This is a genomic window from Gardnerella sp. DNF00476 (genome assembly GCF_049262735.1).
In the GTDB taxonomy this organism is placed as follows: Bacteria; Actinomycetota; Actinomycetes; order Actinomycetales; family Bifidobacteriaceae; genus Bifidobacterium; species Bifidobacterium vaginale.
Genome location: NZ_CP058401.1, coordinates 466,865 through 493,355, shown reverse-complemented (window position 1 = coordinate 493,355; position 26,491 = coordinate 466,865). Strand labels below are relative to the sequence as shown.

The following is a 26,491-nucleotide window of genomic DNA, read 5'->3' as shown; positions in this document are numbered from 1 at the left end:
CACTCTTACGAATCCATCCATCCAACCCGCTTATGGGCGGCGAGTGCACCACCGACCAGAAGCTGAAAGGATACAAAAGTGCTTATCGCACAGCGTCCAACACTTACCGAGGAATCACTGAATCCCCAGCGTTCTCGCTTTACAATTGAGCCGTTGGAACCAGGTTTCGGATACACGCTCGGCAATTCGCTGCGTCGTACCCTATTGAGCTCCATTCCAGGTGCTGCCGTAACTTCGGTACGCATTTCTGGTGCTCTCCATGAGTTCACGACTCTGCCAGGTGTTGAAGAGGATGTCACTGAAATCCTGCTGAACATTAAGGGTATCGTACTTACAAGTGAGTATGACGAGCCAGTAGTGATGTATCTTCGCAAGAGCGGCAAGGGTGAAGCAACAGCTGGAGATATTACTCCTCCTGCTGGCGTCACTATTGCCAATCCAGAGATGCATATCGCTACACTTGCTGAAGATGGTGAGCTTGAAATTGAGTTCACCGTGGAGCGCGGTCGTGGCTATGTACCTGCTCAGATGAACAAGCAGGAAAACAGCGAAATCGGTCGCATTCCAGTGGATTCGATCTACTCACCAGTTTTGAAGGTGAGCTATAAGGTCGAAGCTACCCGCGTGGAACAGCGCACGGACTTCGATAAGCTCATCCTGGATGTGGAAACTAAGCCAGCTATTACACCACGAGATGCAGTTGCATCTGCTGGTTCGACTTTGGTTGAGCTTTTCGGTCTTTGCCGTGAGCTTAACGTCGATGCAGAAGGTGTTGAAGTTGGTCCAGCTCCAGTCATGGGAGAAGTTGATTCTCAGATGGCTACTCCGATTGAGGATTTGAATCTTACGCAGCGCAGCTACAACTGCTTGAAGCGTGAGGGAATCCACACTGTTGGTGAGCTGGTAGTACACACTGAGCAGGATTTGCTCGATATTCGTAATTTCGGCATGAAATCCATCGATGAGGTTAAAGAGAAATTGCAGTCTATGGGATTGTCTCTTAAGGCCTCGCCGCTTGGCTTTGACGCCAATAATCTCGAAGGTGGCACGTTCTTCTCGCCAGAAGACGAGTAAACAGTCCACCGCCAATCGTCGTGGTTTTTGGATGTTCGGGTTTTTGCCCACCTGAATTCTGCGACAATAAGGAGTAATAATGCCTACACCGAAACAAGGGCCTCGTCTGGCTTCTAGCCCAGCGCATGAGCGCCTGATGCTGGCCAACATGGCTACTAGCCTCTTCCAGCACGGTCGTATTGTGACTACTTTGCCAAAGGCAAAGCGTCTTCGTCCACTTGCTGAGCGTTTGATAACATTCGCTAAGCGTGGCGACTTGCATTCGCGCCGCCGTGTGTTGCGCGTGATCCGCAATAAGTCCGTTGTTCACATGCTTTTCACTCAAATTGCTGAGCAGATGAAGCAGCGTGAAGGTGGCTATACCCGCATCGTTAAGATGGCTCCTCGTCGTGGTGATACTGCTCCACAAGCTATTATTGAGCTTGTTGTTGAGCCAGTAAGCCCAAAGAAGGCTGTCGTTAAGGAAGCTGAGTCTGCTGCTAAAGTTGCTGCTAAAGAAGAAGCAGCCGAGTAGCTTAGATTAGCATCTTGATGCATCGGTAAGTAAATCTTTCGACGAGTAGTCGTCGTGTTTTAGATTTATTGAACGGGTTGGAGTTTTATCTCCAGCCCGTTTTTCTATATCTGATATATCTTTTCTATATCTGGTATCAATTATTATTGAAATATGACAAATATTCTCGATTTAGTGAATAACGATTTTACTAACTTTAAAGATAGAAAATTCAACGCCGTAGATTCGCTTATTTTATGCGAGTTGGCGTATGTTTGCATGCCTGAATCGATTCCAAAGTATAATGACGATTCTAACGCACTAGCAACCGTTCCTTTAAGCGAATTGCTTCGCGGTGAGGATTTTTCTTCAATGTTTAGCTCTGGTTCAGCTAAAGTTGATGATTTTCGAAAGAGTCTTCTTCTCGCTGTTGCAGCTAGTCCGCGATATAGGGGAATGCGAGTCGGCGAGGTTCTTGAGCGTTTTGATGAGTCGAAGGTTGATGATTCGTGTGAACAGCAGTTTGCTGCAGTTACTTTTGATTTGACTGATTGTATTGGCTATAGATGTTTTGTTGTTGCTTTCAGGGGGACTGATAACACTCTTGTTGGGTGGAAGGAAGATTTTAATATGGCTTTTCGCTGCCCAGTTCCAGCTCAAGAGTCTGCTGCAGAATATTTGCTCTCTATATCTAGGCGCGCGTGTAAAGATTCTTGCAAAAGTGGCGGTATTCGTGGGATTTGTAGCAGTGTTGCCGATTATTTCGCGAATTTGTTTAATAAGAAGAATGATTTTAAGAATATCGATCTGGATAAGGTCGATCTAGAAAATAGCGATAATAAGAATAGCAATCTAGAAAATAGCAATGATTGCGATTTAAGTGATAATCCTAAAATATTTGTTGTGGGTCATTCAAAAGGCGGGAATATGGCTGCATATGCGGCAATGCGTTTGGATGCAGAAAATCAACAACTTGGTGATCTTGTCAGTAAAATTTATTCTATGGACGGTCCTAGTTTTGGCTCGGATGTTGTTGATCCAAAGGTTTTTTCTCGCGTTGTTTCCAGGATTGAAAAAGTCGTTCCACAATCTGCTTTTATTGGATTGATTATGGATACTGGCGTACCGTATAAGGTTACGCTTGCTGATTCTATTGGATTGATGCAACATTTTGGCATGTATTGGCAGGTTAAAGATGGAGATTTTGACTATTGTGATCATGTAACTCCGCGTGCACTTGCTGTTTCTAAAGCTGCTAATGATTGGATGTTGAATTTGCCTTTCGAAGAAAGAAAACGCAGAATCGATAGTGTTTACAACGCTTTAACTAGCTTAGGATATCCGACTTTTGACGAGATTTCTGCGCATTGGTCTGAGCTTTTGCCGAAAATATTGAGCATAGCAACGCATATGGATTCAAAGACTTATGAGTTAATTCGTAATATTATGAGTGCGTTTACTGGTGTTGGTGGAGCAGAACATAAGAATTGAAAAGATTATCGTTGCAGTCTGGCGACTAGGGCGACTAGGGCGACTAATATTCGGTTTTTATAATAATTGTTTTGGAAGGTTTTTTTGATGCGTCTTCGTTTAGATTTAGCTTATGATGGCGGTGATTTTTACGGTTGGGCTAGGCAGCCGAATTTAAGAACAGTTCAAGGCACTTTGGAAGACGCTTTATATAAAGTTTTGCGTGTACATGATGGCGATTCTTGTTTTCCGCTTCGACTAACAGTTGCTGGGCGCACGGATACTGGCGTTCATGCTTCTTATCAGGTTTGTCATTTAGATGTAGAAGATGATATTTTACAAAATTGCGTCGGTCACACAAATTTGACGCCTGTAAAAGCTTTAGAATATAGGCTTCGTGGGGTTTTGCCTAAAGATATTTCGATTCACAGTGTAAGCATTGCACCAAGCGGTTTTGATGCTCGTTTTTCTGCGCTTGATCGCACATACGTGTATAGGATTAGTGATGCGGCAAATCGCGAGAATTTGGATCCGCGTATGCGTGGTTTTGTGTTGCAAATTGATTACGATTTAGATGTCAATTCTATGAATCAGGCAGCACAGATGATTGTTGGTTTGCATGATTTTGGGTCTTTTGCTCGTCCAAATCCTGGTGGAACTACGATTCGCTGCGTTAAAAAAGCGGTTTGGAATCGCGTTTGTTTGGATGGTTGCGCGCCTGTTGGTTCGTCTATTGCTTCTAGATCAACTGGCAATATTCCACCTATTGAGCACGGTTTGATTGAGTTTACTATTGTTGCTGATGCGTTTGCACATAATATGGTTCGTTCTCTTGTTCAGGCTTGTGTACAAGTTGGTTGCGGTAAGCGTTCTGTTGACTGGTTTAAGGATAAGATTGAAAATCCGATTCGAGAAGGATCTACTGGTCCTATTGCGTCTAATGGTTTGACTTTGGAATATGTTGAATATCCTCCGAAAGATCAACTTGAAGTTAGGGCTAATGCGATTCGCGCTCGTCGAACTCTTGAAGAACTTGATTGATTGTTTGCAAAATTCTCAACACAAATTTGTGTATATTCTAGGGTTGGTTTACAATTGAAAAGTTGCGTTTCTTTCTGCATTTTGCAGTTTGCGCAAAATGGATGAATGTCCGAGCGGTCTAAGGAGCACGCCTCGAAAGCGTGTGAGGGTTACACCCTCCGCGAGTTCAAATCTCGCTTCATCCGCAAGCAGGGTTTCTAGCGATTGGCTAGAAGCCCTTTTTGTTTGCGTTTGTGTATTTTTGCCTGCGTTTGTTTCTTTTCGCCCGATATTGTTTCCAAAATCGCCAAATACGTAAACAATCTCGGGAAAATCGCTCGCGCGCTACGCTTTAAGCGCGAAGGCAGGTCTAGCGCCCGTGTTTGTAGTCAGATTTGCTTAAAAAGAGAACAAATGCGGGAAAGATAGGCTTAGGTAATCGTGATTACCTTGTAGTGTATTTGTTCACAAAATAATGTGTGTTGTGGAGTAATTACACTGAGTCTCTTATTACTAATTTCATTTGAAGAATGGATGTTATTGGCTCTTGACCTTCAATCATTTTCATAGCAAGCTCAGCAGCTAATTGTCCTTCTTCATAGAGCGGCTGATGTATCGTAGTAAGCGATGGTGTTGTAGTTTGTGCAAGGTTATGATCATCGAAACCAATAACTGACACATCGTCAGGAACTTGTAGGTTGTATTGTTTTAATGCCTCAAGAACTCCTACTGCTATGCGATCAGATCCAGCTAATACTGCATCAACTGGCTTCTTTTGGCTCAGGATTTGCATCATTGCGGCAAATCCAGCAGCTGCATCCCATTGTGTGTAGATTATAGAATCTGGACTTAACTTAGTTCCAAAGACGGAAGTGTATCCTTTAATTCTGTATTGTGAAGCCGGATTATCGCGAGGTCCTACTATTGCTACAGGATGCTTTCTTCCGCGATCTACAATTGTCTGAGCAGCTAATTTAGCTCCTTTTGTATCGTCAGAATATACTACAGAAAACATACCTTGATAGCGTTCATTTGTGATTTGTCCTAACAATACTCCAGGGGTATGAAGTTTATTCATTATATCTAACAAGTAAGAATCAGTGTATGGAGATATATCAATGACTGCGTCAAAAGACCTACATTCCAAATGTCGTTTTACTCTTTGGCGTTCATCATCGCTGCTTGCTTGCAGTAACATCGGTAGATAAGAAGTCTGAGCTAATTTTGCAGTGATCCCTCCGATAAATGCTCCATAAGTTGGATCAGTAAATAATTCATTAAGTGGTTCAGTGACTAGTATTGCGATTGCTTCTGCTCTACCAGAAGCAAGTGCTCGTCCTTGAGCGTTTGGAACAAATCCCATCGTCGTTGCAAGAGCTTCTATGCGCTCAGTTGTACCTTTACTTATACGCGGAGAATGATTTAGTGCGCGTGATGCAGTTGAGCGAGACACTCCTGCAGCTGCAGCAACATCTGCAAGAGTTACTGCTTTTTTACGGGATGTGTTCATATGTCCTCAATGCGTGCAACAAATAAAAATCTATTATTATCATTATAATCTGCCAGAAGTATGATGCCGACACGCCGTAGGACAACCGATTGCACAAATGTATTTTTTTCGCTAGAATGACATTAAGCAATGATGCTAATCGGCGAATATACGTCGAATCCTTGCTGATAAATCACTGTGTTTAGCAAAGGAGTTTCTATGAAAAAGTCATCAATTTTATTTGCATGTGCATTGATTGCGTCAACATCAATGCTTTTGTCTGGATGCGGTTCTTCAACTGCTGATAATAGTAAAGTTCAACTTCGATTTGCTACATGGGATGTAGCGGAAGATGTTGATCGTCAACAGCAGTTAGTTGATAAGTTTAATTCTGAAAATAAGGATGTTCATGTAACGCTAGAAGCGTATGGTAAGGACTTTGACGCAAAAATTAGTGCTGGAATGGGTTCTCATGATGCGCCAGATGTAATGTATATGTGGAATTATCCTGGGTACGCAAATGGTCTCGAACCTCTTGATTCATACATTAAGAAAGAAGGTAAGTCTTACAAAGATGCTTTCTACCCAACTCTTTGGAATTATAACTCTTATGATGGCAAAACTTTAGGTCTTCCTGTTGGATTCACCACTCACGCATTGTATTACAATAAGGATATCTTTAAGAAAGCAGGAGTTGAAGAACCTACAAATAATTGGACTTGGGATGATGTTCGTTCTGCTTCGAAGAAGATTCTGAAAAAGACTGGCGTTAAGGGTTTTGCATATCAAATGAAACCTGATCCTTATGATTTTGAAATGTATTTGTGGAGTAATGGTGCAAAATATACTGATAAAAACGGTAATTTGAAAGGTAATGTAAATTCTGATAAAGCTTTAGAAGCATTCAAGCTTTTCCAAGATATGGGCAAAGAAGGCATTGCAGTTGCCACCGAATCTAATGGTACTGATGAATTTAGATCTGGCAATGTAGCTATGTTCGTTTATGGAGCTTGGGCTTTGAATACTTTTGATAAAGATGGGCTTAATTATGGGATTGTAAATATACCGTCATTTGACCATGCGAAGAAAAAGTCTGTTTCTATTTTAAGCTCTTCGGGTGTTGCTATGTCAAAGAATAGCAAACATAAGGATTTGGCATGGAAGTTTATGAAGTTCTGGACAAATGATGAGGCAAATAAGTCTCGTATCGGAACTGAATTACCTGTAAGAATAAGTGTTGTGAAATCAGAAGGTATGAATAAAAAGCCGCATTACCGCCCATTCTATGATATGTTGCAATTGTCTGATGGATTTACTCCAGCTAGTTTCATTGTTAAAGATTGGAGCAAAAAATCTGATCAGCTTTCTCTAGCTTTTGAAAAAATGTATAATCCAAGCTCTAGTGTATCTCCTAAAGATGCTCTGTCAGAAGTGTTGAAATAGAGCATATTATGAGTGTTATATCTAATAGGACACAGAGGCTGACTGCGTCAGTGTCTCGGCGCATTTGGCCCTATCTTTTTATTGCTCCTTGGATTATTGGATTTTTGGTCTTTACATTAGGACCGCTGCTTTTATCATTTGCTATTAGTTTCTTTGATTGGGGAATAACTGGATCTCCAGTTTTTCGTGGGCTAGGAAACTATAGTGAGATGTTGTTCAATGATGTACAATTCTGGAATGCGTTGTGCATTACGCTTAAATATGCGGCGATTTTTGTTCCATTAAATCTAATAATCGCTCTGTTTCTTGCTGTACTTATTGCTATGCCCGTGAAGGGAGTAAGATTCTTTAGAACATTGTTTTATATTCCATGTGTTATCTCAGGAGTTGCAGTTTCTATAATTTTTGGGTGGATACTAAATGGAAATTATGGTGTTCTTAACTATCTTCTATCTTTCTTAGGAATTAAAGGTCCACAATGGCTTGTTGATCCAAAGTGGGCATTGTTAGCAGTAATTATTGCTAGTGCCTTTGGTGTTGGTAGTATGATGCTTATTTTTTATACAGATATAAAAAATATTCCAATAGATCTATATGAGGCGGCTGCTATTGATGGCGCAGGTATGACTAGGCAATTCTTCAATGTTACATTGCCTATGATTACACCTACTCTATTGTTTAATTTGGTTACATCTATTATTACCTCTTTCCAACAGGTAACTTTAGTGATGCTTTTAACCAATGGCGGACCTCTAAAATCAACCTATTTTTACGGTTTGATGACATACGAAAATGCCTTTAAATTCCATAGATTAGGTTATGCGAGCGCGAATGCTTGGGTGATGTTTATTATCGTACTGTTATTAACTGCGTTAGTTTTTCGTTCGTCCAGCGCTTGGGTGTTCTATGAGACTGAGGGTCGAAATGCAGCAAAAAATATAAAGAAATTTGGGCGTAAGAAGGTTGTGCTATGAAAATGTCTATCCAGTCTAAGGTGGTTGTGTATGCCTTATTGGTAATGGTTGCAATTTATTTCTTTGCACCATTTGGGTATATGTTGTTTTCAACATTAAAAACATCTTCTGAAGCTATTGCATATCCACCTACACTTTTTCCAAAAGAATGGCACTGGGATAATTACGTCACAGCTTGGAATTCTCAACCTTTTGGAACATTTTTCATGAATTCTATGATAGTGACGGTATTTACTACAATTGGTCAGATTCTTTCTTGTTCACTTGTTGCGTATGGATTTGCTCGTTACAATTTCCGAGGGAAGAATGTTCTTTTTATCATTTTGCTAAGTACGATGATGATTCCTTGGGATGTAACAATGATTCCTCAGTATATGGAATTTAAGGCTTTTGGTTGGATAAATACATTGCTCCCGTTGATTGTACCAGCGTTCTTTGGATCAGCGTATTACATCTTCTTATTGCGGCAATTCCTTCTTGGAGTACCAAAAGAATACGAAGAAGCTGCACGCATTGATGGCTGTAATGACTTGCAGATTTGGTGGAAAGTATATATGCCAATCATGCGACCGTGCCTCATTCTAATTGGTTTGTTGAACATTATTACCGTGTGGAACGATTATTTAGGACCTTTGATTTTCTTGCAAGATCGTAGTAAGTACACGCTTGCGTTAGGCTTGGCATCATTCAAAGGTGTGCATCAAACGCAAATTATTCCAATGCTTTGTATTACTGTCGTGATGATTATTCCTCCAGTTATTGCTTTCTTAGCTGGTCAGAAGTACATAGTTGAGGGAACTAGTGGTTCAATAAAGTAAAAGTAGTTTTTCTATTTCTTCAGTGTTTGTCATTGTATATATTTTCGCAAAAAAGGGGGATTGTTCTATGCTTATGAATTCTGATATTTTCAGCGTGTTTGATAGCGATTGGTGTATAACAGAAGATTCATATTGCTCTGAAAAAAATTTACAATATGAGAGTTTGTTTGCATTATCAAATGGTTATTTAGGAATTCGTGGTGCTCATGAAGAAGGAACTAGTGTTTCTCTTCCTTATGTGTATATAAACGGCATATTTGATAAATCCGAAACTTTTATGAAAGAATTAGCAACATTACCTAATTGGTTAGGCGTTCGCTTATATCTTGAGAAGCAGTGTATAGGTATTGAAGATTGTGAAATTATACAATATCGTAGATGGCTCGATATGAAACGTGCTTGTCTACGACAATATACTGTGTTGCGTGATAAAAAAGGGCGTGATACGCAGATTGATACATTGCGATTTGTGAGTCGCGCTCATCGTAATCGTATGGCAGTTGTGGTTCGAGTAATTCCATTAAATTACAATGGTTTGTTGGAAATAGAACACACTATTGATGGTTCTATTATCAATTTTTGCGATGCTCCACGATTTAAAGTAAAGCATACAGAGCTAATACGTAATAATAGTTTAAGTTCTGATGGTACGTATTTAGAAGTGGCTACACGTGATGACAATATTCATGTTGCAGTTGGTGCAAGATTGTTGGGATATGAATACGACAATAATTTTGAGTCTACTGTAAACATATTACAGAATCGTTGTTTTCATGCTTTTGGAGAACGAGGTGTTGAATTTTGTGACGTTTCTGTTCAATGCAAAAAACCTATTATTCTCGTGAAATATGTTGCAGTAAAAGATAGTAGAGATACACCTGTTGATCATTTGTTTGAAGATGTAGAGTCAGAAATAAATGCAATGATTCTTGATGGTGTAGAAAAAGAACTGCAAAATCATATCGCGGTGTATGAGAAGATGTGGGATCACGCGGATATTGAAATTGTAGGAGATAATGAATTAAATCGTGCAATACGATTCAATATTTTTCATCTTATGAGTTCTGCGAATGAAGAAGATAATAGAGTTAATATTGGTGCTAAGTTATTAAGTGGAGAGGAATATGGAGGACATGCTTTCTGGGATAGCGAGTTGTTCATGTTGCCATTCTTTGCTTTTGTGTTTCCAAATACTGCACGTAAGTTAGAAGAGTATAGATATAATCTTTTACCAGCAGCTAAGAGGAATGCGAAAAAGAATGGACTACTAGGGGCTCAGTACCCATGGGAGTCAGCTGATGACGGATCTGAACAATGCCCAGATTGGACGATTGAGCCAGATGGTACTTGTTATCGTTGCTATGTTGCGCAATATGAGCAGCATGTGACTGCTGCAATTGCTTTTGGTGTTGCTAAGTATTTGCAAATTACTCATGATCACGAATTTCTATATTCAAAAGGAATAAATATTTTATTAGAGACTGCTTGTTTTTGGGTAAGTCGTTGTGAGTGGGTAGAAAAATCTTCTCGTTATGAGATTAATCAAGTTACAGGTCCTGATGAATGGCATGAGCCAGTCAATAATAATACATATACAAATTATCTAGCGCGTTGGAATATACGTTATTCTTTGCAACTATTATCACAAATAAAAGTGGCAAAACCTGAAAAGTATAGTGAAATTATTCATAATTCTGACCTTACTCAAGAGGAGATTGCTCATTGGAAGTATGTAGCAGATCACATATATCTTCCGAAAGATTGTAATGGAATTATTGAGCAATTTGAGGGATACTTTAATTTGAAAGATGTGGTTATTAGTCAATATGATGAGAATGATTGGCCAATTCGTCCAGCTGCATTGAAAGAGTATCCAGTAGAGAAAACTCAGATTATTAAACAGCCTGATGTTGTGATGTTAATGCATCTTTTGAGGAATGAGTTTTCTAAAGAAGTGGTAAAAAACAATTATCATTTTTATGAAGCTAGGACACTACATGGTTCTTCTCTTAGTCCTAGTATCCATGCCATTATGGGTCTTGTAGTTGGAGATGACTCTAAAGCATATCGTTATATAAAGAGGTCTGCTACACTCGATTTACTTAATTTACAGGGTAACACACGCGAAGGGATACATGCTGCTAATGCTGGTGGAGTGTGGCAAACTGTTATTTTTGGATTTGCTGGCATAAATATTAATGCTGAAAATGTATTGACTATAGATCCTAAACTTCCAGCTCTATGGAAGTCTATAGTTTTCAGATTACATTATGCTGGTAGATGGTTGGAAATCAACATATCATCGGATAAAGTTGAAGTTCACATATTGCAAGGTCGCAGCATGACAATCCTAATACATGGTGCACCAGTAGTTATAAATGGGTGTGCTGAGGATGGTATTTAATATGCGTCGTAAATTGGCAATAATTGGTTTAACTGTTGTTACTGCTATATGGGGTGGTGGATTTGTAGCAAGTGATATAGCACTGGGCTCATTTGCACCAATGCAAATAATGACAATACGATTTGCTATTGCTGCATTGGTTATGCTTGTAATCTCTGCTAAGCAATTTACTGTCATTAATTATAAGGAGATTTTAGCTGGCGTAGGTATGGGTGTAGCTTTGTTTGCAGGTTTCTCCTTACAAACATTTGGGCTTCAGTATACAACGCCATCAAAAAATGCTTTTATTACTTCTCTGAATGTCGTAATTGTTCCTTTTTTGAGTATGTTTTTATTTAAAAAACGTGTAGGCTTGAAGGAGATTGTGGGAGCTATTTTATCCGTTTTAGGTGTCGCAATACTTTCTTTAAGTAATAATTTTACGATTTCCTTTGGTGATTTGCTGACATTGCTTTGTGCTTTAGGTTTTGCTAGTCAGATTGTCCTAACTGGAATATTTGTAAAAGTTTATAGACCTAATGTACTCAATTGTATACAAATGTGTACTGCGTTTTTATTGTCATTTGTTGTAATGCAATTTACTGGAGAATGCCATTGGATTGCCTCGCCAAACGGTTGGATTAGTGTAATTTATCTTGGTTTTATAAGTACGACTGTTTGCTATCTTCTGCAAACAGCATGTCAAAAATACGTTAATGAAACGCAATCAGCTATTGTGTTATCTTTAGAGGCGGTCTTTGGCACTTTATTCTCAATTATACTGCTTAATGAAATAGTAACCATTCGTATGATTATTGGCAGTGCAATTATTTTATGTGCGGTGCTCATTTCTAGTCTTCCTTCATCATTTATACGTCGTTCAACAAAGGAGTGATATAACAATGTATAAGTACGAGGCTGTTATTTTTGATTTAGATGGAGTTATTTGTAAAACTGACAAGTATCATTATCTTGCTTGGAAACATATAGCAGACGAACTAAATATTGAATTTAATCAAGAGATAAACAAACGCTTACTTGGCGTTAGCAGAATGGAAAGTTTTGATATTATTCTTGAGAAGTACCAAGGTCAAATGACTGACAAAGAAAAAATAAAGTGGACGGATCAAAAAAACGAATATTATCGTAGTATGCTTTCTCAGATGAGCCCAGATGACATATTGCCAGGAGTAAAAGAAGTTATGGAGTCGCTTCGTTGTGATGGAATAAAATTGGGGCTTGGATCATCTAGTAAAAATGCTAAGTATATTCTTCATCAGATTCAACTTGATGATTATTTTGATGGAGTGTGTGATGGTAATGATATTACACACTCAAAGCCAAATCCAGAGGTTTTTGTTAAAACTGCGCAATTATTGCAGTGTGAGGCATCTAGGTGTCTTGTTGTAGAAGATGCCATAGCTGGAATTGAAGCGGCCCATGCTGGATGTATGGATTGTGCTGCTTTTGGTAGTATTGCAATTTCATCACTAAAAGCTGAGTATAATATCCATGCATTTAGCGATTTGCTAGCAGTATTTCGTAAGTAAATGGGGTTTAACAATGGTAGAAAGTGTTAATGATTGGGAGAACCCTTCGTTGACTGGTAAAAATAGATTACCGGCTCGAGCATATTTCTTAAGTTATGAGTGTTCTAGTTTAGCAAAAACTTATAAGCGTGAATTTGCGCATGGATATGTATGTTTAAATGGAAAATGGAAATTTGCATTATTGAAAAGTCCCAATTCTGTCCGAAAGTATATGAAAACAGAATTACAATCCAATTGGGATGAAGTAAATGTTCCTCATATGTGGCAGTTTGATGGTTATGGTCAACTGCAATATACTGACGAAGCATTTCCTTTTCCTGTTGATCCTCCTAGAGTTCCAACTTTGACTCCAACGGCTGTTTATCAGAAGGAAATAATAATTTCATCTATTGACGATGATGAAGAGATTATTTTGCGTTGCGACGGTATTGAAAGTTATGGTGAAGTCTATCTAAATGGCAGATATGTTGGAATGACAAAAGGATCGCGTCTTTCTGCTGAATTTGATATTACTGAAGCCGTAGTTGAAGGCACGAATTTATTCTCTATCGTTGTAATGCAATATTGCGATGGAACGTATCTTGAAGATCAAGATATGTGGTGGGCTAGTGGAATTTTTCGTGATATATATGTATATCGTAGACCAAAGGTACATTTGAAAGATTTCTTCGCTCGCACTCATTTATTAGATGATGGTAGAGCCTGTTTATCTTTTGACGCTACAATAAGCGGAACTTCTTCTTTTTCATGCAGTATTGAGGATAATGGTATTGTTGTTTCGCGTATTGAGCAAAAGGTTCCAAATGGAGAAGTACATACAAAAATGTATATTGACAATCCGCATCTTTGGAATCCTGAAGACCCATATTTATATGACATGGTAATTACTGTTACAAGTGATACTGGATCTAACGAAGTTGTGTCGCATCGTCTTGGGCTCGTTGAAATAAGCATTAAAGATGGTCTCATGTATCTTAATGGTAAGTATTTTGTTATGCATGGAGTTAATCGTCATGATTTTGATCAGAATAAAGGTCGTGCTATTGATATTGCTGATGTGAAACATGAGCTTATAATGATGAAACAGCATAATATAAATGCAATACGCACTTCTCATTATCCTAATGATCCTAGGTTTTATCAATTATGTGATGAGCTTGGTTTTATGGTTGTTGCTGAAACTGATCTCGAATGTCATGGGTTTGAACATGTTGGTAATATCTCCATGATTAGTGATGATTCTGATTGGCAAATAGCTTACGTGTCACGCATTGAACGTGAAGTGTTTCAAGAGCGTAATCATGCGTGTATTGTTATGTGGTCTCTTGGTAATGAATCTGGGTTTGGATGTAATTTCCGGGCTATGTATCATAGATGCAAAGAGCTTGATCCAACGCGACCCGTACATTATGAGGAAGATAGATTTGGCGAAGTTGTTGATGTTCTTTCAACTATGTATTCGAGAGTTTCTCAAATGAATGATTTTGGTGAGCATCCAACAAAAAAGCCAAGAATATTGTGTGAATATGCACATTCTATGGGCAATGGTCCTGGTGGGTTACAGGAATATCAGGAGGTTATTGATTGTTATCCTAGTATTCAAGGGCATTTTGTTTGGGAATGGTGTGATCATGGAATTGCTCAAGTTGATTCGCAGGGTCGTTCATATAATGCGTATGGCGGAGATTTCCATGATTACCCAAATGATGGCAACTTTAGCATCGATGGTCTTGTTTTTCCATGGAAAGCGGCAAGCCCTGGTCTATTAGAGTATAAACAGGTTTTATGTCCAGTTCATGTAGATTTAGATGGTGAATATATAGTTATAACCAATAAGCGTTATTTTACTGACCTTGATGATATTCGTATTGATCTCTCATTGAGTGAGAATGGTCATGCCATCTATAATACGACTATCTCTCCAGGAGAATTACATCCTTCTAATACGATACGTGTGAAATTAAATATTCCTAAACTAGGTTCAAATGTTGGAGAGTTATTAATAACTGCTTATGTTTATAGTTTGCATCGTTATTGGTGGAATGATGAGCATTCTCCGCTTGGTGTATATCAGTATTGTTATCGGGCTGGTAATATAGAACTACCATGTTCGCAAGAAAAATGTTCTGTATTTCGACCAGATATTAAAGTTGATGAAGACTATATTACTATCACATCGAAATCGCAGAAATATGTGTTTGACAGAATTTCTGGTGATCTCATACATTGGTACAATGCTTCCCATGATATGATTAAAACTCCGATTCATTTTGATATTTGGCGACCTCTTATTGATAATTATCGACAAGAGTACAATGAATTATGGAAGCCTAATTTCTTAGATATTATGCAATTAGATACTCGTTCCGTTAATTGGAAGAGTTGTGATGATATTGCTGAAGTCACTGTAGAACAGAGATTTGCTCCTCCTGTGTTATCGTTCGGAATGAAATTAAATAGTAGGTATGTTGTAAATTCGTCTGGAGTGCTTAATCTTGAAATATGCGCTGAAGCTTATGGTAGTTATAAAGATATTATTCCGCGTGTGGGATTAACTTTTGCTATGCCTCGAGAGTATGACAATATTACTTGGTATGGTCGTGGTCCGGGTGAAACATATCCAGATTCTTGTAGTTCTCAAGTTGTTGGACTCTGGGAAGCCAGTGTCGACGATATGATAACTCCATACGTTCGTCCGCAAGATTATGGAAACCATCAAAATACGCGGTGGGTATCTGTGCGTAATAGTAGTGGGGTAGGTATTTTAGTAACGCGTTTGTCTAGTAGTTCTATGACTGATGGATTCTCTTATTCTGCTTGGCCGTTTACTTCCAATACTATTGAACAGGCGAAGCATAGAAATGAATTACATGAAGATGATCTTGTTACAATAAATCTCAATGATCAAATATTGGGTTTGGGATCTAACTCATGGGGCAGTGAGGTTTTAGATTCTCATAGAATTCGTTTTGAGAATTGTAATTTCGCTTTTTCCTTTATGCCTATTTGCGATAATGCAACAATGGATTGATATGAAAAGAAAGATATTATGCGTATTTATAACAATGTTTCAGAATTTGAAGTATGTATAAATGGAAGTCGAAAATGGAAGCGTTTTATTGAGGCTATTGGTAAGGTCAAGTGTTTATCTAATGATGAGGCTTACTCTATAGGGGATTCTATTACATTTTGGACTCATGATTTGCGATGCGTTGTTGAAAAACGGTTTATAGGTTCGAGACGATATCAAACTGCGTTGTATTCTGTAAGCGGTACTGCTTATATTGATATTGCTGATAAAGGAAATTTGCTACCAGTTGAGCGTTACAGTGATTTAAACGATCGTGAATATTTCGTAGGTTCTGGAGAGACCGTTCAGTTACATGAAGGCGGCATTCTTCTTATTGATATGTCCGAGGCGTTTAAAATACTTCAGCAATCTTATGGCGTATTGATGCAGGCTCAGGTGACAGTTGAAGGTTTTAGCTTCCCCAATAAGTGAATACAATGTGTACTGCGTAGTCTATATATTCACTTCGCATAAAATTTTTGTATGTCATATACAAATGTGTTATGCAAATAATGTAATGAGTTATATATCTGAAGACATGGATTGTATAGGGTAGTATGACAAAGCTTCCTTAGACTTTTTAATCCATAATTCTGGAGTATTTAAGAATTCGTTCATACCTTTCCATGCTGCACCTAGTGCTGATGCATTACCTGGAACAGTAGATTTCATTATTTCTATAGATGACCAGTTTGAGCATATTGCTCTTTCTTTGATAGTCTCAATTATTTTATCTTTTACAGAATCGAAAATTTCTGAATATATTCCATCAAATATGAAAACTGGTATGTCAAATATATTTATAAATGATGATATTGCTATTCCAAGCTTTTCTGCTGCTATATTTGCGGCTCGAGTTGCAGCAGGCTCATTTCTGAATAGTGCTGCATAAAAATTATTTATCGATGCATTTTCTCCTAATTTTCCTTCCCTTATTAAGGCTCGACTTCCAGCAAAGCTTTCTAAACAGCCTGTATGCCCACACGAACAATTAGATTTTCCAGATGATACAAAAACGTGCCCGAACTTTCCGCCCCAATTATTGCACCCTTGTTCAAAAGTGTTATTTTTTATTAATGCGGTATCTATGCTATTGCCGCTATGTATATAGAGAAAATTCGGTATTGTATTACCTTTTTTGTTTCTTAAATAGATTTCTGCATATGCTCCAGCTGCAGCAAGGTCTATAAATGATATTGGTATGAATTCTAAGTTATTATCTTTGTCGTTCTTATTGTAGAAGTCAGATAAATCAACGTGGCTCCATTTAAGATTTGGGCTTGATATTTTGTGTTGTTCAGTTGTATTCATTAAACCGCTAATTGCTATAGATATTGATACTGTTGGAAGATTTGCTTTTTGTAATTTTTGCTTCGTTGAGTAAATAATGTTTTTGATTTTTTTCAATATTATTGTAGGATTTGTGTCATTTATTTGTTCATAATATCTTGAAAGAATATTTCCAGATATGTCTATTACACAGGCTTCCAAATTTGATTTTGATAAAGATAATCCTATTGATGCATAAGTATGTAATGATGGGGTCAGTGGTACTGCTGGTCTTCCTGATCCAGTTATTTCTGAATGTAATTCGCTAATTATTCCATATTCTATTAGTGAATCTACCAAACGTGTAAGAGTTGACCTATTTAATCCAGTTATTCTTGCTAATTCTGCTCTAGAATAATGTTTGTTGCTTGAAGTCAGTGTGTTAGCTATTAACGTCAAATTATGGTTTCGAATGGATTTTGACCTTGCTGGGTCGAGTTGATTATTGTATAGAGACATCGCGCTTGTGTGTTTACTGTAATCCATCAACTGCATATATATAGTATGCCGTACGTGTTGGAATTGTTAAGATATTTTTGTTGCTCGTGTAGACAAAGTTAATTATTTGACGTATTATGTTGCATAAAGCAACTAAACCTGACGATGGTGTTGGGAGGTAATATGAGTATTCATAAATTGGTAGCGGGTGTTGACTCTTCTACTCAATCATGCAAGATAGTTATTCGCGATTTGAAAACTGGCGCATTAGTAAGGTCTGGTTCTGCCAAGCATGGTCGAGGTACTGAAATAAATCCTTATGTTTGGCGTAATGCTTTTGATGAAGCTGTTAAACAAGCCGGCGGATTGGATGATGTAGTCGCTATATCTATAGCAGGTCAACAGCATGGTATGGTTGCGCTTGACAACAATGGTAACGTAGTTAGAGATGCTATTTTATGGAATGATACAAGATCTGCAATTGATGCGTATGAATTAATAAACGAATTTGGAAATGGTTCTACTGAAAATGGAAAATTAAAATGGGCTAAGTCTGTTGGTAGTGTTCCAGTCGCATCTTTAACCATTACAAAACTTAGATGGATGAATCGTGAAGAACCTGATAATCTAAAAAGAACTGCAGCTATTGCACTTCCTCATGATTGGCTTACTTGGGTTTTAAAAGACGGTAAAGACATAAATACTTTAACAACTGATCGTTCAGAAGCATCTGGAACTGGATATTTTTCTTCAGAAGATAATGAATACAAGAGAAGTATAATCTCTATGACTGCTGGAGATGATTTTGCAAGTAAAGTTGTTTTACCTCGAGTGGTAGGACCTCATGAGTGTATCGGTGAATCAAATATTTGTGGCGTTAATATGAAGATTGGTCCAGGAGCTGGAGATAATGCAGCTGCTGCTCTTGGGTTGGGTCTAAAGCCAGGGGAAGTTGTTTTATCTATTGGTACTTCTGGGGTTGTGTCTTTGGTGTCTAAAGTTCCAATTCACGATTCAAAAGGATATGTTACGGGTTTTGCAGATGCTACAGGAAATTATTTGCCACTTGTTTGTACGTTAAACGCATCTAGAGTAATTGATTCGTTTAGGCAAATTTTACATATGACACATGAAGAATTTTCGCATTCTGCTTTGTGTGCTCCTCCTGGATCAGAAGGATTGGTTGTTCTTCCATATTTTGAAGGAGAAAGAACGCCGAATTTGCCAGATGCGACTGGTGCAATACATGGAGTTACTTGTGAGAATTTTACTCCTTCAAATATTGCACGTGCTGCGATTGAAGGAATGCTATGCGGAGTTGGTGTCGGAATAAAAGCTATGACATCTCTAGGAATGAAAGTTAATAAGATTAATCTTATAGGAGGCGGCGCTCAGTCTGAGGCTGTTAGAAGAATTGCTCCATGCGTTCTTGGATTGCCTGTCAGTGTACCAGAATATAGCGAATATGTTGCGGATGGAGCTTCAAAACAAGCTGCGTGGGTTTATTGTGGTGGTTCTGAGCCTCCAGAATGGGTGCCTAGATTGTCTAGTGAGTATATAGGTGATTATGTTCCATTTATTGCAGAGCGATTTAATGAAGTTTCTGAACGTTTTATAACGCGTTCAGAAGCTGTAGATTGTATGGCAATAGATACGATAAAACATTGAAACCAATATATATCGATAATCGTAAAAAATAATATTTATAGTTTATAAATTAAAAAATCATATGCATCACTAATCAAAGGAGAATAAGATGCGTAAATCAATGAAAGTAACATTGGCAACGATGCTGACTGTTGCGTTTTTAGCTCCTATGTCAGCATGTGGATCAGGTGGTCTAATAGGATCAAAGCAATCGTCAAAAAATGGAAAAATAAAAATGGTTCTTGTTGCCAAGCAAGAGGGAATTCCATGGTTTGATGATATGCGAAGTGGTGTTGAACGTTTTGGTAAAGATCATGAAGGAGAAGTTGAAGTTAAACAAATTGCTCCAGATTCTGGTGATTCTGCAAAGCAGGCTCAGATGATTTCTGATTTAATTTCGCAAAACGTCAAAGCTATTGTTGTTGTTCCAAATGATCCTCAAGCTCTTAAGCCAGTAATAAAGCAAGCTAAGGCTAAAGGCATAGTTGTTATTTCTCACGAAGGTGGCAATATTGCTGATGATGTTGACTATGATATAGAAGCATTTAAGAATAAAGACTTTGGTGAGGGATTCTGCAAGCCTCTTGCTGATGGAATAGGTGGTAAGGGCAAGATAGCAGCGATAGTTGGTTCAAAGACGATGGAAACACATATGGCTTGGTACAAGGCATGTAAGTCTTTGATAGAAAAGGAATATCCAGATATTTCATTCGTATCTGACGAACCGTATGAAGATAACAATAATGATGATACTGCTCGAAAGGTTTCAACGGAGATACTTAATGCGCATCCAGATTTGAAAGGACTATTTGGCACATCCGTTTCTGCAGGAGCTAATATGGCTGCTGTTTTGAAAGAGCGAGGAAATAAAAACGTATTTGTTTCTTCTCTTGGTATTCCATCTGTTGATATGCCTTACATAAATGAAGGTTGGGTTAAGTATGCTAAAGCTTGGCGTCCTGCTGATGCTGGTTACGCAGCTCTATCTCTTGCATATAACAAGATTAAGGGCAAGAAGATTAGTAATGGTACAAACCTAAATGTAAAAGGTTATGAAGATATTCAAGTTGATGGTCATCAAGTAAGAGGTAATGCTCCTATGGTTCTTAAGAAAGGTGATTTCCCAGACGGAAAGTATCCTTTCTAATCTTTTAAGTTTCATAGTGATTCAAGAATAAAGGTGATGGACATGCGTCTAAAGGCAATGAATATTTTTAAAAGTTTTGGTGGAGTGCATGCTTTAAAAAATATTAATTTTGATATTTCTAGTGGTGAAGTTCACTGCTTAGCTGGTGGCAATGGATGCGGTAAATCAACGATAGTTAAGATTTTATCCGGAGTTTTGCGACCTGATTCTGGAAGTATTGAAGTTGATGGTAAGAATTACTCTGCTTTAACTGCTAGACAAGCAATCGATCTCGGTATAGCTGTTATTCATCAGGATTTATCATTGTTTAACACGATGACGGTAAAGGATAATATTTGTTTGCCAGAGCAAGTCCATCACCGCAGATTTTTTATAAATAATTCTTTGGCTGATAAGGTTGCAAAAGAAGCACTCGAACGTATAGGAGCTAATATTAATTGTTATGAAAGAGTAGAGAATTTATCAATGGCTGCTCGTCAGCAGGTAGCTATTGCGAGAGCATTAGTGCTTAATGCAAAAGTTATTTTTATGGATGAACCTACTACTGCTCTTACTTATTCAGAAGTTGAAGAATTATTGAAGACTATAGAAAATCTACAATTGAATGGAGTTTCTGTAGTCTTTATATCGCATAAGCTTGATGAAGTTTTTTCTGTTGCAGATAGAATCACAGTATTTAGATCTGGTGAATTAGTTGGAACTTATAATGCAAAGGACTTAAATCCTAGAAAATTATCTTCTCTTATGATTGGTCATGATGTTCAATTCGGTATTCCTAATAATTATGACATGAACAAGGAAGTTGTTCCAACATTAAATATGGAAGATGTAAAAGCTTCTAGAGTTAATGGCGTTACTTTGAGTGTAAATCCTGGTGAAGTAGTTGGATTTAGTGGATTGCTTGGTTCTGGCAGAACAGAAACAGCACTTGCTCTATTTGGACTTAATCATATAACTAGTGGTTCTGTGAAGATTAATGGAAAAATTGTTGATATAAATAATCCTCGTGATGCTATAGAAAGAGGTATCGCTTTAGTTCCTGAAGATAGGTATAAGCAAGGTCTTTTCCAAGATAGTAATCTTTTAAGTAATTGTGCTTCTGCAATTTTGAGTAGGATATCTAACTGTTTTGGAATTGTAAATCAAAATGAAGAAAAAATAGTTGGGGATGAAATCCTCAATGATTTGCAAGTTAATACACATGATCTCAGTTTGTTAGCTAAATCTTTATCTGGAGGTAACCAACAAAAAGTTCTTTTAGGTAAGTGGGTTGCAACTAACCCAAAGCTGTTGATATTAGATTCTCCAACCGTTGGTGTTGATGTTGGATCTAAATCTCAAATTTATCAGATCATACGCAGACTAGCTGAGAAAGGCATATCGGTTATAGTTATATCTGATGAGGAAGAAGAGCTCCTTGCTGTTTGCAATAAAATTTACATTTTTAAACAAGGAAAAGTTTCTACTCAAATAACTGGTGATGAATTAGAACCTGGATTTTCTAAGATTTTCAGGGAATCTACAGATAGAGATAATTCTCATAAATCCAATGAAAGTTTTATATCTTCTTCAGACAAAGCTGTTTCTTTTGTTCAAAATGGAGGTGCGTTGTGATCCCAAAATTAAGATCATTGTTGCCTAATGTAAAACGACCAAATTCTATGGAAAAGACATTGCTCACAATAATAATTTTGTATGCCATGACTGTTTCTGTTGTGAATAAGCACTTCTTTACATTGGGAACTCTTGCAGATTTGACGCGTAATGGTGCAACAATGGCGATACTTGCTGCAGGAGTATACGTTATTATGATTGCTGGAGGTATTGATGTATCTTTTCCAGCTGTAGCTATTATGTCTGGATATACATCAGTTGTATTTGCTGTTAACGCTAAGATAAACTCAATCTTAGTTATTCTTATTATTGCTGCTGTTATAGGAGCAATTCTAGGAGCTATAAACGCACTTTTAATTCATTGGCTTGAATTACCAACATTTATAGTTACCTTGGGAACATCTTCTATTTTTTACGGGTTAATGACAACTACGGTTGGAACTAAACCAGTTACTATCAGTAAGATGCCATCTTCTTTATTAGAATTTGGAAGATGTAATATTGTTTCCTTCACAGTGAATGGTCAGCAAAATGGTATTTCTATATTCTTCCTAATATCTATATTTGTCTACATATTTGTATGGTTTATTATGAATCATACTTCTTTGGGACACAGTATTTACGCTATAGGTAATTCGGAGGAGTTTGCAAGACGTGCTGGTCTGCCAGTTCTTGGTATAAAACTATTCATTTATCCTCTTATGGGTGTTTTAGCTGCAATAATGGCAATTATTTCATTTGCCAATTTAAAGTTTGTTGACCCAACAAGCATTATGGGTACAGAGTTAACTGTTATTGCTGCAGTAGTTATAGGGGGAACTAGAATTACTGGCGGATATGGTACATTATTTGGCACTTTTCTTGGCGTTGCTTTAACGCAATTACTTAATAATACTCTTGTCTTTTTGGGATTGAAGTCATCGTGGAACAATCTATTTATTGGCGGAGTGATGATTGCTGCAGTAGTTGCGATTTACTATGGAGAGAAATTGCGTAATCGTAAGAATATGTCCTTTCTTGGCTGAAATTTGAAATAAATTTAAGATTGATTGGTTAAATTATGTTAAATCATTTATTGGCTGGATTAAATATATTCAATTTATCGAATATTAAACGTGTATGGTCAAATATTGAGCGTTCTAGTAAGGTTCTTTATTGTTCTGTTATATTAGTTTGTCTTATATTTTATATTTTATTAGGCGATACTTTATATAACTGGGGTACTTTACAATCAATGGGTTTCCAAATAGGTGAGTTTATGTTTCTTGCTTTAGCTATGGGACTTGTTGTATTAACTGGTGGCATTGATTTATCTGTAGTTGCGAATATGAACGTTGCTGCAATAGTTATTGCATGGATATTGTCGGGATCTGAATTGGGTAGAATTGGTTCGCCAATCTTATCTATAGTTATCGCTGTTGTACTTGGTCTTCTTTCCGCAATTGTATGTGGTGTTATTAATGGGTGTTTAGTTAGCATGGCTGGAGTGAATCCTATTGTTGCTACATTAGGCACGCAACTTTTATTTGCAGGCATTGCAACAGCTGCTACCAATGGCTCATCTATAGGAGTATCTGTGATTGATTATTCTATGTTTGGAATATCATCTGTAGCTGGTATTCCTACCGTGTTTTTGATTGGAATAATTAGTTATGCGATTACTGGATGGGTTGCCTCTCATACTAGATATGGTCGAGAACTATATTTCTATGGTTCAAATCCTGTAGCTTCTCTGTTCTCAGGGCATAGAGTTAATAGAACTATTATTATAACTTATGCAATTTCTGGTTTATTTGTTGCTATTGCAGCTCTTGTTATGGTTGCTAGGGTGAATTCAGCTAGAGTTGGTTTTGGTGGAACATATTTGCTTCAGGCGTTGTTGGTTGTAGTTCTTGCTGGATTTGATCCATTTGGCGGTAGAGGCAAGTTTGCCAATCTTTTCCTTTCAGTCATTATGCTTCAAGTTTTGCAAACTGGTTTTACTATATTAAACTTTTCTCCATTTATTAAAAATCTTACATGGGGAGCGGCTCTTATTTTTGTGATGATTGTCAATAGGCTTTTGGAGTATAAAACATCTGTAAATTGCAAATCATCACATGATAATAAAGATAATAATATTTCTAAAAAATAGTATTAATAACATGTAATTATGTTATTGAATTATTAGGGAAATTATTAAAACAAAGGAGTTTTTATGAATTCTAAAGATGTAGAATCTATTTTAAATGAGTTGCATCAAACTTTTGATGTTATGAACTATTCATCAATTGATGAAGTAATAGAAAAAATTAAATTTGCTAGACGAATAGTTTGTGCTGGTGTAGGTCGTGAAGGTCTTACATGTAGGGCATTTTGTATGAGATTAATGCATCTTGGGTATTCTAGTCATTGGATTTGGGATGACACAGCACCATCTATTTCTAAGGGAGATGTTTTCTTCTTTACTTGTGGATCTGGTGAGATTGAGCATTTGTTGACTGTTGCAAGATTGGCAAAAGAAAGTGGAGCAACATTGATATGTGTTACTGGTGTTCCAGATAGTAGTGCAGCTAAACTTTCTGATTTAACTATTTTTATACCTGCTTCTGTTTATAAGGGGAAGGGGGATTTGGTTCCTACGATTCACCCAATGGGAACATTGTGGGAGACGGCATCTTGGATATTTCTTGATTCTGTTATATATGCTATTCATAGCAGTGAATCAATTACGTATGAGGATATGTCTTATCGTCATCGAAACTACGAGTGATTTATGGTGGACAGTATAAGTATGTGCCCGTAGTTTTCTCCTATAGTGCGGCATGGAGTTTGTGCTTTTGCATAAGCTTCATGCCGTTTTGTTGTTTGATTGTGTACATGTTTTATTTTGCAGAAAATGATTGCAAAAGTTTGTCGGCAGGTACAGACGACACGCCAATTAAATGCAAACCTTAAAAAAACCTGAAAGAATCTTAAAAAAATTCTATATACGGCGTGTCTTGGATATTTTTCTGTTTTTAAATATGATTAATCGTAATTTTTACGCTTTATTGGTTATATTATTGTGAATTTTCAGAAAAACTTCAAAACAAACCTGAATGTAAGCTGAATGTTTTGGTTGATTTTTGTTAAAGCATGTTGTATCTTTTGAATCAGCAACCAGTGAATCCCTAGTTCAACTGGTGCTACGCGGGAAACCGCATAAGGCAAATTCTTTTTCGTGTTCCTAGCACGGAGGAGAAGAAGAAAGGAAATTAAAATGATGAATAAGAAGGCTGTCGCCGCTTTCGCTGCTGGCGCTACTTTGCTTGCCGGCTTCGCAATGGCAACCCCTGCAATGGCTGATGCTGATACTGATGCTAAGATTGCAGATCTTAAGACGTCTATTGCTCTTCTTGAGACAAAGATGAAGAATAACAATCTTAAGCCATCTGAGGAAGTTCTGAACAAATATGATCAGGCTAAGACTAAGTTTGAAGAGACTGATAAGGCTCTTACTGCTGCTTATGGCGCTTATGACGCTGGATTTAAGGCGTATAAAGCAAAGCAAGGCAATGATAAAAAGACGACTGATGACTTCGACAGCGAAGATACTGATAAGGCTTACGGAGCTGAAAAGAATCAGAGCGGTAAGGGCTTAAGTGAGGCACTTGAGGCTGCGAAGACTGCATATAACGAGGCTAAGACTGCGTTTGATGAAGCCAAGGGAAAGGTAGCGGCATATAATTCTGGTTATACTCAGGATGTTGCTAATCTTAAGGCTTTGAAGGAAGAGCTTGCTAAACTCGTTGGTGGTAAAACTACAACTTCACAGCCAACTAAGCCAGGTGAAGCAAAGCATGTTCATGTGAAGGCTGCTGATAAGGCTAAGGCTGTTGAGGCTGTGAAGACTGCTAAGTTGCATCTTGATGATGCTTTTGCTGCTTATACTAAGGATTATGCTGAGTATGAGAAGGCTAAGGCTACTTTGGCTGGTAAGGTAGCTGCTCAGGATGCTTTGGAAGCTTATAATGTTTCTGCTAAGAATGATTCTGCTTTGGCTCAGCGTCTTGCTGATGCTGTAGATCGTGCTCAGGCTAAGGTTGTTTTTGCTGTTGCTGAGACTGCTAAGGCTAATAAGGATTATGCTGAGGCTAAGGCTAAGGCTGTTGCTTCTACTGCTAAGTATAATGCTGCTTTGGCTGAGTACAAGGCTTGCTATAACGATGCGGTGACTTTCGGTGTTGAGGCTTCTCAGCTTCCTCCTGTTGTGACTTCTGATCCTTTGGCTCCTAATTTTGAGGATGTTCCAGGTGCTGCTAAGGCTATGAATGATGCTGCTAGTGGCAAGCTTGGTAAGGCTGCTCAGCAGGCTGCTGCTCCAGCTGCTGCTGGTAAGGCTGCTGCTAAGGGTGAGCTTGCTGCTAAGGGTGGCAATGGTCATGGTAAGTCTGGCGAGAAGCTTGGTAATGCTGGTGTTGGTGTTGCTTTGACTGCTTTGGCTGCTTCTATGCTTGCTGGTATGGGTGCTGCTGTTCGCAAGATGCGTCACTAAGCACTACCTACTTGGC

Annotated in this window: 21 protein-coding genes and 1 tRNA gene; 20 read left to right on the top strand and 2 right to left on the bottom strand. The window is 37.9% G+C overall.

All coding sequences use genetic code 11. The features are described 5' to 3' along the window. Positions 1-78: 78 nt before the first annotated feature. The 5 genes from HXT25_RS01885 (at position 79) to HXT25_RS01865 (ending at position 4,263) form a co-directional block, all read left to right on the top strand. On the top strand, positions 79-1,074 hold the full coding sequence (locus tag HXT25_RS01885; RefSeq protein ID WP_004114387.1) for a DNA-directed RNA polymerase subunit alpha: 996 nt from the start codon (positions 79-81) through the stop codon (positions 1,072-1,074). A 79-nt stretch (positions 1,075-1,153) separates the two neighbouring features. Then, positions 1,154-1,588: a 50S ribosomal protein L17 gene (rplQ, locus tag HXT25_RS01880; RefSeq protein WP_004114389.1), complete on the top strand. Its 435-nt coding sequence runs from the start codon at positions 1,154-1,156 to the stop codon at positions 1,586-1,588. A gap of 153 nt (positions 1,589-1,741) precedes the next feature. After that, positions 1,742-3,058 carry an Mbeg1-like protein gene (locus HXT25_RS01875; protein WP_004138632.1) on the top strand — a complete coding sequence of 439 codons (1,317 nt, stop codon included), beginning with the start codon at positions 1,742-1,744 and terminating at the stop codon, positions 3,056-3,058. 87 nt (positions 3,059-3,145) lie between these two features. Then, the gene (gene truA / locus HXT25_RS01870; RefSeq protein ID WP_004116034.1) at positions 3,146-4,078 is read left to right on the top strand and encodes a tRNA pseudouridine(38-40) synthase TruA; all 933 of its coding nucleotides are present in this window, start codon (positions 3,146-3,148) and stop codon (positions 4,076-4,078) included. Between the two features lie 99 nt (positions 4,079-4,177). Continuing rightward, a tRNA-Ser gene (locus HXT25_RS01865) sits at positions 4,178-4,263 on the top strand. 287 nt (positions 4,264-4,550) lie between these two features. Here the strand turns inward: HXT25_RS01865 and HXT25_RS01860 are convergent. Further along, positions 4,551-5,567, bottom strand: a complete 1,017-nt coding sequence (locus HXT25_RS01860) for a LacI family DNA-binding transcriptional regulator (protein ID WP_004114395.1) — start codon at positions 5,565-5,567, stop codon at positions 4,551-4,553. 198 nt (positions 5,568-5,765) lie between these two features. Here HXT25_RS01860 and HXT25_RS01855 point away from each other — a divergent pair, with 198 nt between their 5' ends. The 8 genes from HXT25_RS01855 (at position 5,766) to HXT25_RS01820 (ending at position 16,216) form a co-directional block, all read left to right on the top strand. Then, positions 5,766-6,989, top strand: coding sequence for an ABC transporter substrate-binding protein (locus HXT25_RS01855; RefSeq protein ID WP_075038418.1), 1,224 nt, complete (start codon positions 5,766-5,768; stop codon positions 6,987-6,989). An 8-nt stretch (positions 6,990-6,997) separates the two neighbouring features. Then, positions 6,998-7,963 (top strand): carbohydrate ABC transporter permease, encoded by a 966-nt coding sequence (locus HXT25_RS01850; protein WP_075038417.1) that lies wholly within the window; start codon positions 6,998-7,000, stop codon positions 7,961-7,963. Beyond that, positions 7,960-8,781 (top strand): carbohydrate ABC transporter permease, encoded by an 822-nt coding sequence (locus HXT25_RS01845; protein WP_004114402.1) that lies wholly within the window; start codon positions 7,960-7,962, stop codon positions 8,779-8,781. The genes HXT25_RS01850 and HXT25_RS01845 overlap by 4 nt, the downstream gene beginning before the upstream one ends. Positions 8,782-8,848: 67 nt before the next feature. After that, on the top strand, positions 8,849-11,185 hold the full coding sequence (locus HXT25_RS01840; RefSeq protein WP_165844599.1) for a glycoside hydrolase family 65 protein: 2,337 nt from the start codon (positions 8,849-8,851) through the stop codon (positions 11,183-11,185). Between the two features lies 1 nt (position 11,186). Beyond that, the gene (locus HXT25_RS01835) at positions 11,187-12,059 is read left to right on the top strand and encodes a DMT family transporter (protein ID WP_004138715.1); all 873 of its coding nucleotides are present in this window, start codon (positions 11,187-11,189) and stop codon (positions 12,057-12,059) included. A 7-nt stretch (positions 12,060-12,066) separates the two neighbouring features. After that, positions 12,067-12,714 carry a beta-phosphoglucomutase gene (pgmB, locus tag HXT25_RS01830; RefSeq protein WP_004114408.1) on the top strand — a complete coding sequence of 216 codons (648 nt, stop codon included), beginning with the start codon at positions 12,067-12,069 and terminating at the stop codon, positions 12,712-12,714. Positions 12,715-12,727: 13 nt separating this feature from the next. After that, positions 12,728-15,745, top strand: a complete 3,018-nt coding sequence (locus tag HXT25_RS01825) for a glycoside hydrolase family 2 TIM barrel-domain containing protein (RefSeq protein ID WP_004114410.1) — start codon at positions 12,728-12,730, stop codon at positions 15,743-15,745. 18 nt (positions 15,746-15,763) lie between these two features. Next, the gene (locus HXT25_RS01820) at positions 15,764-16,216 is read left to right on the top strand and encodes a hypothetical protein (RefSeq protein ID WP_004114412.1); all 453 of its coding nucleotides are present in this window, start codon (positions 15,764-15,766) and stop codon (positions 16,214-16,216) included. A gap of 90 nt (positions 16,217-16,306) precedes the next feature. Here the strand turns inward: HXT25_RS01820 and HXT25_RS01815 are convergent, their stop codons facing one another. Then, positions 16,307-17,512, bottom strand: a complete 1,206-nt coding sequence (locus HXT25_RS01815; RefSeq protein ID WP_227644073.1) for an ROK family protein — start codon at positions 17,510-17,512, stop codon at positions 16,307-16,309. Between the two features lie 222 nt (positions 17,513-17,734). Between HXT25_RS01815 and HXT25_RS01810 the strand changes: the two genes are divergently transcribed. The 7 genes from HXT25_RS01810 (at position 17,735) to HXT25_RS01780 (ending at position 26,475) form a co-directional block, all read left to right on the top strand. After that, positions 17,735-19,219 carry a xylulokinase gene (locus HXT25_RS01810; RefSeq protein ID WP_004114421.1) on the top strand — a complete coding sequence of 495 codons (1,485 nt, stop codon included), beginning with the start codon at positions 17,735-17,737 and terminating at the stop codon, positions 19,217-19,219. A gap of 88 nt (positions 19,220-19,307) precedes the next feature. Next, positions 19,308-20,345: a substrate-binding domain-containing protein gene (locus HXT25_RS01805; RefSeq protein ID WP_013399756.1), complete on the top strand. Its 1,038-nt coding sequence runs from the start codon at positions 19,308-19,310 to the stop codon at positions 20,343-20,345. A 42-nt stretch (positions 20,346-20,387) separates the two neighbouring features. After that, positions 20,388-21,959, top strand: coding sequence for a sugar ABC transporter ATP-binding protein (locus tag HXT25_RS01800; RefSeq protein ID WP_162860825.1), 1,572 nt, complete (start codon positions 20,388-20,390; stop codon positions 21,957-21,959). 86 nt (positions 21,960-22,045) lie between these two features. Further along, positions 22,046-22,984, top strand: coding sequence for an ABC transporter permease (locus tag HXT25_RS01795; RefSeq protein WP_422118624.1), 939 nt, complete (start codon positions 22,046-22,048; stop codon positions 22,982-22,984). 233 nt (positions 22,985-23,217) lie between these two features. Further along, positions 23,218-24,093 carry an ABC transporter permease gene (locus HXT25_RS01790; protein ID WP_004114428.1) on the top strand — a complete coding sequence of 292 codons (876 nt, stop codon included), beginning with the start codon at positions 23,218-23,220 and terminating at the stop codon, positions 24,091-24,093. 63 nt (positions 24,094-24,156) lie between these two features. Next, entirely contained in the window at positions 24,157-24,711 is a 555-nt protein-coding gene (locus tag HXT25_RS01785) for an SIS domain-containing protein (protein WP_009993566.1), read from the top strand. Positions 24,712-25,200: 489 nt separating this feature from the next. Beyond that, a complete protein-coding gene (locus tag HXT25_RS01780; RefSeq protein ID WP_422118623.1) occupies positions 25,201-26,475 on the top strand; it encodes a hypothetical protein in 1,275 nt (424 codons plus the stop codon). Positions 26,476-26,491 lie beyond the last annotated feature (16 nt).

Excerpts from the sequence above, each read along its gene's own strand:
- HXT25_RS01875 (WP_004138632.1), top strand. The coding sequence starts at position 1,742 with ATGACAAATATTCTCGATTTAGTGAATAACGATTTTACTAACTTTAAA.
- HXT25_RS01860 (WP_004114395.1), bottom strand. The coding sequence starts at position 5,567 with ATGAACACATCCCGTAAAAAAGCAGTAACTCTTGCAGATGTTGCTGCA.
- HXT25_RS01785 (WP_009993566.1), top strand. The coding sequence starts at position 24,157 with ATGAATTCTAAAGATGTAGAATCTATTTTAAATGAGTTGCATCAAACT.
- HXT25_RS01840 (WP_165844599.1), top strand. The coding sequence starts at position 8,849 with ATGCTTATGAATTCTGATATTTTCAGCGTGTTTGATAGCGATTGGTGT.
- rplQ (WP_004114389.1), top strand. The coding sequence starts at position 1,154 with ATGCCTACACCGAAACAAGGGCCTCGTCTGGCTTCTAGCCCAGCGCAT.
- HXT25_RS01845 (WP_004114402.1), top strand. The coding sequence starts at position 7,960 with ATGAAAATGTCTATCCAGTCTAAGGTGGTTGTGTATGCCTTATTGGTA.
- HXT25_RS01800 (WP_162860825.1), top strand. The coding sequence starts at position 20,388 with ATGCGTCTAAAGGCAATGAATATTTTTAAAAGTTTTGGTGGAGTGCAT.
- HXT25_RS01820 (WP_004114412.1), top strand. The coding sequence starts at position 15,764 with ATGCGTATTTATAACAATGTTTCAGAATTTGAAGTATGTATAAATGGA.
- HXT25_RS01780 (WP_422118623.1), top strand. The coding sequence starts at position 25,201 with ATGATGAATAAGAAGGCTGTCGCCGCTTTCGCTGCTGGCGCTACTTTG.
- HXT25_RS01855 (WP_075038418.1), top strand. The coding sequence starts at position 5,766 with ATGAAAAAGTCATCAATTTTATTTGCATGTGCATTGATTGCGTCAACA.
- HXT25_RS01805 (WP_013399756.1), top strand. The coding sequence starts at position 19,308 with ATGCGTAAATCAATGAAAGTAACATTGGCAACGATGCTGACTGTTGCG.
- HXT25_RS01795 (WP_422118624.1), top strand. The coding sequence starts at position 22,046 with ATGACTGTTTCTGTTGTGAATAAGCACTTCTTTACATTGGGAACTCTT.
- pgmB (WP_004114408.1), top strand. The coding sequence starts at position 12,067 with ATGTATAAGTACGAGGCTGTTATTTTTGATTTAGATGGAGTTATTTGT.
- HXT25_RS01790 (WP_004114428.1), top strand. The coding sequence starts at position 23,218 with ATGTTTCTTGCTTTAGCTATGGGACTTGTTGTATTAACTGGTGGCATT.
- HXT25_RS01810 (WP_004114421.1), top strand. The coding sequence starts at position 17,735 with ATGAGTATTCATAAATTGGTAGCGGGTGTTGACTCTTCTACTCAATCA.
- HXT25_RS01825 (WP_004114410.1), top strand. The coding sequence starts at position 12,728 with ATGGTAGAAAGTGTTAATGATTGGGAGAACCCTTCGTTGACTGGTAAA.
- HXT25_RS01835 (WP_004138715.1), top strand. The coding sequence starts at position 11,187 with ATGCGTCGTAAATTGGCAATAATTGGTTTAACTGTTGTTACTGCTATA.
- truA (WP_004116034.1), top strand. The coding sequence starts at position 3,146 with ATGCGTCTTCGTTTAGATTTAGCTTATGATGGCGGTGATTTTTACGGT.
- HXT25_RS01850 (WP_075038417.1), top strand. The coding sequence starts at position 6,998 with ATGAGTGTTATATCTAATAGGACACAGAGGCTGACTGCGTCAGTGTCT.